The sequence below is a fragment of the Parcubacteria group bacterium CG10_big_fil_rev_8_21_14_0_10_36_14 genome (genome assembly GCA_002772895.1).
GTDB lineage: Bacteria > Patescibacteriota > Patescibacteriia.
In genome coordinates this window covers 1-7,804 of the sequence record PFCS01000031.1, presented here as the reverse complement: position 1 = coordinate 7,804, position 7,804 = coordinate 1, and the positions used below count along the sequence as shown (strand labels likewise).

The following is a 7,804-nucleotide window of genomic DNA, read 5'->3' as shown; positions in this document are numbered from 1 at the left end:
AACCGACCAAGAAGGTGTTTAAACTACTTATCTCCTAACGAAGTAATTAACAAAGTGGTGCATTGTTAACTTGATTATTTATATTTTAGCTAAATTTAGCTAAAAAAGTAAACAAAAAACACGCTTTTCCACGTATTTTAGGTCTTTTTGCTATTTTATCAAGATCCCGCATCTTCGCTATCGCTTCGTGCGGGATGACAGAGGGTGGATACGCTGTTTTAAACGTATTTTGATAAGTTAAATCAACTAAAAATTATCTTGATATTATCTAAAATTTACTTTTTCTATTTTTCTAATTTTTTCCAATCTCCTCTTATGCCTTTTTTCTCCGCTAAATTTTGTTTCTAAAAATTCTTTAACAATCGCGCGCACTTTTTGTTCAGATAATTTCCAACCGGAAATTGATAGCACGTTTGCGTCATTATGTTCTCGCGATAATTTTGCAGACTCCTTGTCATAAACAACTGCCGCGCGCGCGCCTTTAAATTTATTTGCCACCATCCCCATACCTTCGGCGCTTCCGCAAACCAAAATGCCTTTATTCTTTTTTGGATTTATTGCCACTCCTTGCGCCACTCTCGCGCCAAAATCCGGATAATCGTCTTTTTCATCCAACTTTAAATTACCTAAATCCTCATACTCATATCCATGGTTTGATAAATATCTTTTTATTGCCTGCTTCAGTTTGAAACCAGCATGATCTGATCCTAAATAAATCATAAAAAATATAGAAAATAATTATATCTTTAGTATATCAAATCCAGCTATAATAAAAAACTCCGATATAATCGGAGTTAAGGAACGTAAATTTTACGAATACGAATTTTATTATTTATTCTTGCCGTAATGCGCACAGTATCATTAGACTTTACTTTACTATAATTAACCGTCACATAACGCATACTGGAACTATACAGAAAATCAGCCAATTTATGTTTTCTAAAAATTTCTATTCTGCTCGGGACACTTGTAAAAAACTTTTCTTTACTTGGATTGGGTGACTGATAAAAAAAGATATAATATTGCTGAATACCGCTAATAATTACAATATGAGCCTTTCCTTTATTCTCTCTAAAAAGATAGTATTTATTCAGAATATCCAACGCTTCGCTATTTAGAGAGCCAACCCATGCTTTCAATTCAGCAAGACCAATCCGTTCTTTTTTATACTGATTCAGTTTTGCCCAAAGAGCTCTAAGCAAATTTTTATCAATACTTATCAGTTCATTTGCCAAGTGGTCTAATTGTCCATAACGGCAAGCACTCAAAATTTTGGAATGATCGTTCTTGGTCGGAGGGAAAACATAGTCGCCGTCATAAGTAGCAAGCGCCGGCTGGTTATCCGAACTGCTATTACAAACAATATGCCCTGCGCCTCCAAAAACCTGAACTTCATAATAAACAGCAAAAAACTCTCTGATAATCCGCCCTGCCTGTACCAACTTCTGAGACATAAGCCCATGAACAACTTCATGCGACAATACTCGCTTAAAATCTTTTTGATTTTTTGAAAGAGAAGCCGGCAAAAAAATGTATCCTGCGTCAAAATTTTTAATCTTACCATCAATAAAGAAAAACGGACTACACCCGGCTTTTTCTTTTTCAAACTGCGAGCATTCATCAAATCGGTTTAAATCAATCATTGTTTCATGCAAGGGGAAAAGGCCTGCTTTTTTCGTTTCTTCACAAATTTGAAGAATCGTATTTTTTAACTCGTCGGAACAAAATCCCTTATTTTTCTCCTTGTTTTCTTTACAGTTAAAGACAAGCTTCTGATCAAAACAAAAAATTACCAATCTTTTTCCCTTGTTCGTAGTACTCTTTTCTTTTGTAACAACAGAGTTCTGAATACTTTCTTCCGCCCAAAAATAGATGCTTACAGTCAACAAACAAGCAATCAGTAAAAATAGCAACCAGAATAAATTGTTTTTGACACAATATCTTATTTTGCCCATTCTATCTCCTAATTGTAAAAGTCCTACTATTATTATATAAACATAAATTTCACAATTTGTCAATTAAGTTGCGAAAAATCCAATTTTAAGCTAAAATAAAAAAAGGCTAGAAATAATAAAAAAATGAAATATGTCAAAAAATATCCCTAAAAATGAAGAAAAAATATTAAGTTTTTGGAAGAAAAATAATATTTTTAAAAAATCTATAGAAATAAGACCGGAAAATAGACCTTATGTTTTTTATGATGGCCCTCCTTTTGCTACCGGACTCCCGCATTATGGGCATATTGTCGCTTCTCTAATGAAAGACATTGTCCCAAGATATTGGACAATGAAAGGCTTTCGTGTAGATCGCAAATGGGGTTGGGATTGTCATGGACTGCCGATTGAAAATATTATAGAAAAAAAACTCAATTTAAAAAGTAAATTAGAAATAGAAAATTATGGAATTGATAAATTCAATAATGCCTGCCACGCAACAGTTCTAAAATATGCCGAAGAATGGAAACGGGTAATAGATCGCATTGGTCGCTGGGTTGATATGGAAAACGACTACAAAACAATGGATATAGAATATATGGAATCGGTATGGTGGGTATTTTCTGAACTTTGGAAAAAAGATTTAATCTATCAAGGGCACAAAGCAATGCACGTTTGTCCCCGATGCGAAACTCCTTTATCAAATTTTGAAGTTACTCAAGGATATAAAGACGTGAAAGATATATCAGTAACCGCAAAATTTAAATTGAAAGATGCAAAAAAACTAGAATTAGAAGGTGATGTTTTCGTTCTTGCATGGACAACTACGCCGTGGACCTTGCCGGGAAATGTATTATTGGCCATTGGAAAAAATATTAAATATCAAGTACTAAGCATCAAAGGGGAAACTGGCCTGTATATAATTGCAAAGGATAGAGTAGCAAGCGTGACAAAAGACAAAGAACCAAAAATAGAAAAAGACCTAAAAGGAACGACTTTGATTGGTTTAGAGTATGAACCGCTTTTCCCTTATTTTAAAAATACCGAAAAAGCATTTCGTATTGTACCCGCGGACTTTGTCACAACAGAAGAAGGAACGGGCGTTGTTCATATCGCTCCTGCTTTTGGTGAAGACGACTATGAATTAGGTATGCGCGAAGGTGTATCCTTTGTTCAACATGTTGAAATGGATGGGAAGTTTACAAAAGACGTAAAAGATTTTTCCGGAATGGAAGTAAAACCAAAAGAATATCCGCAAAAAACCGACTTAGAAATATTGAAATGGCTAGCAAAAGAAAATAAAATATTTTCTAAAGAAAAATATGAACACAGTTATCCGCATTGCTGGAGGTGCGACTCCCCTCTTATAAACTACGCAACATCAAGCTGGTTCATAAAAGTTACGGAATTAAAATCCGATTTATTGAAAAATAATAAAAAAATACATTGGGTGCCTGAACATATCAAAGAAGGCCGTTTTGGCAAATGGCTAGAAGGCGCGCGCGATTGGGCAGTTTCTCGAAATCGTTTTTGGGGTGCTCCTCTTCCAATATGGCAATCCGAAGATGATGATACGATTTGCATTGGTTCGGTCAAAGAATTAGAAAAATTATCAGGAAAAAAAATTACAGACATCCATAAACATTTAATAGATAAGATTATAATCAAACGTGGCTCTAAAGAATATAAAAAAGTTCCGGAAGTTTTGGATTGCTGGTTTGAATCCGGTTCAATGCCTTATGGACAAATGCATTATCCGTTTGAAAATAAGAAAAAATTTGAAGCAGGTTTTCCTTCGGAATTCATTGCCGAAGGTCAAGATCAAACAAGAGGGTGGTTTTATACTCTTCATGTTTTGGCAACTGCCTTAACTTGTGGATCAACACCTTCAATACCCGTAAAAACAAGTGAGCCTGCATTCAAAAATGTAATTGTAAATGGTATTGTTTTGGCAGAAGACGGTAAAAAAATGTCAAAACGCTTACAAAACTATCCGGATCCGATGGAAGTTATTTCTAAATATGGCGCCGACGCTATGCGTTATTATCTTGCCACATCTCCGGTAATGTACGCAGAAAATCTTAATTTCAGCGAAGTAGGTGTCCGCGAAATGTATAACAAGCTCTTAAACGCATTATTTAATATTCTAGAACTATATTTAATGTATGGAAATAAAAAAGAGATTTACACTGACAGTCAGAATATTTTAGACAAGTGGATTGTTGTAAAGCTAAAACAATTAGGGCAAGAGGTTGAAAAAAATATGAATGAATATAAATTAGCGGAAGCAAGCCGGCCTATTGTTGATTTTGTAAACGACTTATCCGGATGGCACGTTCGCCGTTCTCGTGATAGAATAAAAGAAAAGAATAATGAAGCGCTTTCTACTTTGCGTTATGTTCTTTTGGAGCTTGCAAAAATATGTGCGCCATTTGTTCCTTTCGTAGCCGAGCATCTTCATCAAGAATTAAAAGGTACTGAAGAGAGTGTCCATCTAGCCAACTGGCCGGAGTACGGCAAATTGTCAAAAGAAGACACGACTCTTATAAAAGATATGCAAGCTACCCGCGATATTGTTGAAATTGCGCTGTCCCTGCGTTCGGAAGCCGGAATAAAAGTTCGCCAGCCATTATCCGAACTGCAAGTCATAAATTGTAAATTGCACGATGAACTATTAAATATAATCGCCGGTGAAATAAATATTAAAAAAGTTACCGCTGTAGATAAGTTACCAAAAGGCGGAAGCTGGGTGCAAAAAGAAAATACTACGTTAAATATAGAACTAACCGAGGAATTAAAAGAGGAAGGTTATGTCCGCGAGCTTATCCGAGGCATAAATGCTCTAAGAAAATCAGCAGGGCTTACACCTAAAGATAAAATAACGCTCTATATAGATTCATCAAAAAAAATAAAAAACATCATAGAAAAAGAAAGGAGTAATTTAATGTCCTCCACTGTGAGCAAAAATATATCTTTTAGTAAAAAAACTTTAAAAAATAACGCCGATATTAATTTGGACGGCGATACTGTCTGGATAGGATTGGAAAAATAATATGATTATTTCAATCAAAGGCATTATAACCTATAAAGCAAACAACTTTATAATTCTTGAAAATCAGGGAATTGGATATCAAATTTATTTTAATGACCTTGATAAGACACGCTTGGGCAATGAAGTAACGCTTTATATACATGACTACGTACGCGAAGATAAACGCGATTTTTATGGTTTTACATCCTTGGACGAATTGCAATTTTTTCTAAAACTCTTGGCCATCTCCGGAGTAGGCCCTAAAATGGCCCAGCATATCTTGGCCTTAGGTATAGAAAACCTACAAAAATCAATCATAGAAGGAAGCTCAACATTAATTGAAGGAGTTTCTGGAGTAGGTAAAAAAACAGCGCAAAAAATTATTCTTGAATTAAAGGGCTCGATTGATAAAATACTAGAAAATCAAGGACTAAGTAGAGACGTTATAAGTGGGCTAGTTGGCTTAGGCTATAGTCGAACAGAAGCAGAAGATGCGTTGCGCAATGTAGCGCAAGAAGTTACAGGAACAGAAAACCAGCTCAAAGCCGCCTTAAAATTATTGGGAAAATAAATATGCAAAGTGGTCAATTTTTACAATCTGACGAATGGGAAAAATTTCAACAGCTTCTTGGCAGAAAAACTTTTCGCATCAACGGTAATCTAATAATAAAAATGCCTCTTTTTAAAATTTCCTACCTTTATTGCCCTAAGGGTCCGGATGAAATAACAGAAAAATTTTTAGAAGAGGCAAAAAAAATTGCAAAGAAAGAATACGCAGTATTTCTCCGCTTTGAACCAGATAAAAAGCCGAGTGCTGGATTTATCAAAGCGCATGATGTCCAACCAGCCTGTACTCAAATTCTAGATTTAACGTCAACAGAAGACGACCTTCTCGCTGGAATGAAACAAAAAACCAGATATAATATCCGGCTTGCAGAAAAAAATAATGTGAAGGTTGAGAGATGCGAAAAAAATAATTTAAAATTTGAAGAATTTTACAGATTATTAAAAGAAACTGGGGAAAGACAAGGCATAAAATTATTTAGCAAAGTAAGGTATAAAAAATTACTGGCATTCAATGACCTTTTTATCGCCTATTATAATAGCGAACCGATTGCCGGTGCAATAATAAATTTTTATCAGGATACGGCAACATATTTGCATGGCGGATCATCAGCAGAGCACAAAAAAGTAATGGCTCCATCTCTCCTTCATTGGGAAATTATAAAATATGCAAAAAATAATGAGATGGAATATTATGATTGGTGGGGAGCGGATGAAAAAAAATGGCCGGGAATAACTCGTTTTAAAAAAGGATTTGGCGGAAACGAAATCTGCGCACCCGGAACATTTGATTTTCCATTTAATCAATTGATATATAAAACTTACAAATATATAAAAGCGAGAGGAGAAGGATAAATGTAAAATTAATCCTCGCTACCTTTTCGTCGTCATTGTGAGCGAAGCGAAGCAATCTAGTCAAAAAAAGATTGCCACGCCCTTCGGATTCGCAATAACAGATTAACAATATGCCAGATACTAAAAGATTAGAAGAGCTTTCACAAGAATATCAAAATTTAATACAACGCGCCCTTGAAGCGCAAGAAGAGTCTTATTGTCCATATTCACATTATCCGGTTGGCGCAGTGGCTCTATCCGAGGGTAACAATATTTATATTGGCTGGAATGTAGAAACCGTAAGCTTTAATCAATCAGTTCATGCCGAACAAAATGCAATAATGCGAATGCCAAAAAAAGATAGAAAAATAAAACTGCTTATTTTTGTCTCGCGTAATGGTGGCGCGCCTTGTGGGCATTGTCGACAAATAATCTCCGAGTTTGGTTCTCCGCAGACTAAGATACTTGGCTTGACGACAAAGAATAATTATGTTACCATAACCACATTGAAAGAGATACTTCCTCTTCCAATGTCAACAGGAGAAGGAGCTCTTTAAAATGAAAAAAAACAAAGAAGAATTTGTGGATGCTTTGAAGAAAAAAGCAGAAAAATATTGGTATATTTTTGCGGTTGCCTTTATTGCTCTTGGTGTTTCTCTTATCTATCTCAGCACAACCATTATCTAAAGGAGGCTTGAATGACTATCGCGGTCGCAATAACAGGCGTATTATCAATATTTTGTTATCTAATGACATTTCAGCTCTATCATCATGTCGTTTCGGAAAAAAATAGCGCTTCAGGTTCATTGGCTTTTATTCCGATTGTATTAGTATTGCCCATTATAGGATGGATTTTTTTCGCAATTTCATATTGCATCGTAATTGAAAAATCTTCTCCGCTATATCTGATATTAACAGGAGCCGTCGCGCTTGCCTGGCCTCTTTTACAACTGATCCCAAAACTTTCTTTTAGTTGTGTTATTGGCTTTTTCTGCACAATCGCTTTCTATGTAATTCTATTCCTAAAATAAAAGACCCTTTCGGGTCTTCTTTTAATCCTAATAAAAGTATAAATTATTCTTCTATCTCACCTTTTGTTACATAAGGATCATCCGGGAGCGAAGTCGTTTCATCTCCTTGCTTTATAATTATCAGCCCTCCTGTAGATCTATCTTTTGCAGAAAGCTCAATTCCCTCCAAAAGAGCAGCAACATGTCCGACATTTTCTGCGCTCGGAGTAATAGAAAGCTCAAACTCAGCAGAAACTTCATTCACTGAAGTAGGCATCCTATTAAGAGACCAAATAATATTTTTTAGCGTTGAGTCAAGATTGATATTTCCAGCATTTGCGCTAGCGCTACTAAAAACAACTCCTTGAGGCAACGTTCCTTTTACTTCTATATTTTCCAGCTCATGCATAGAGTTCGTGATTTTCCAATAT

At 35.4% G+C, this 7,804-nt stretch carries 8 protein-coding genes; 4 read left to right on the top strand and 4 right to left on the bottom strand.

Annotation, left to right across the window (positions count from 1 at the left end; translation table 11 throughout):
* Positions 1–264 precede the first annotated feature (264 nt).
* Entirely contained in the window at positions 265–720 is a 456-nt protein-coding gene (locus COU51_02205; protein PIR66775.1) for a ribose-5-phosphate isomerase, read from the bottom strand.
* Between the two features lie 74 nt (positions 721–794).
* The gene (locus COU51_02200) at positions 795–2,018 is read right to left on the bottom strand and encodes a hypothetical protein (GenBank protein ID PIR66774.1); all 1,224 of its coding nucleotides are present in this window, start codon (positions 2,016–2,018) and stop codon (positions 795–797) included.
* Positions 2,019–2,085: 67 nt separating this feature from the next.
* Here COU51_02200 and COU51_02195 point away from each other — a divergent pair, with 67 nt between their 5' ends.
* From COU51_02195 to COU51_02180, 4 genes are all read left to right on the top strand, one after another.
* Positions 2,086–4,986: an isoleucine--tRNA ligase gene (locus COU51_02195; protein ID PIR66773.1), complete on the top strand. Its 2,901-nt coding sequence runs from the start codon at positions 2,086–2,088 to the stop codon at positions 4,984–4,986.
* A gap of 1 nt (position 4,987) precedes the next feature.
* The gene (gene ruvA / locus COU51_02190) at positions 4,988–5,536 is read left to right on the top strand and encodes a Holliday junction branch migration protein RuvA (GenBank protein ID PIR66772.1); all 549 of its coding nucleotides are present in this window, start codon (positions 4,988–4,990) and stop codon (positions 5,534–5,536) included.
* A gap of 2 nt (positions 5,537–5,538) precedes the next feature.
* Positions 5,539–6,384 carry a hypothetical protein gene (locus tag COU51_02185; GenBank protein PIR66771.1) on the top strand — a complete coding sequence of 282 codons (846 nt, stop codon included), beginning with the start codon at positions 5,539–5,541 and terminating at the stop codon, positions 6,382–6,384.
* Between the two features lie 110 nt (positions 6,385–6,494).
* The gene (locus tag COU51_02180) at positions 6,495–6,920 is read left to right on the top strand and encodes a cytidine deaminase (GenBank protein PIR66770.1); all 426 of its coding nucleotides are present in this window, start codon (positions 6,495–6,497) and stop codon (positions 6,918–6,920) included.
* A 212-nt stretch (positions 6,921–7,132) separates the two neighbouring features.
* Here the strand turns inward: COU51_02180 and COU51_02175 are convergent, their stop codons facing one another.
* Positions 7,133–7,360, bottom strand: coding sequence for a hypothetical protein (locus COU51_02175; protein ID PIR66769.1), 228 nt, complete (start codon positions 7,358–7,360; stop codon positions 7,133–7,135).
* A 77-nt stretch (positions 7,361–7,437) separates the two neighbouring features.
* Positions 7,438–7,804: hypothetical protein (locus COU51_02170; protein ID PIR66768.1), on the bottom strand; the 367-nt coding region annotated here is incomplete at its 5' end.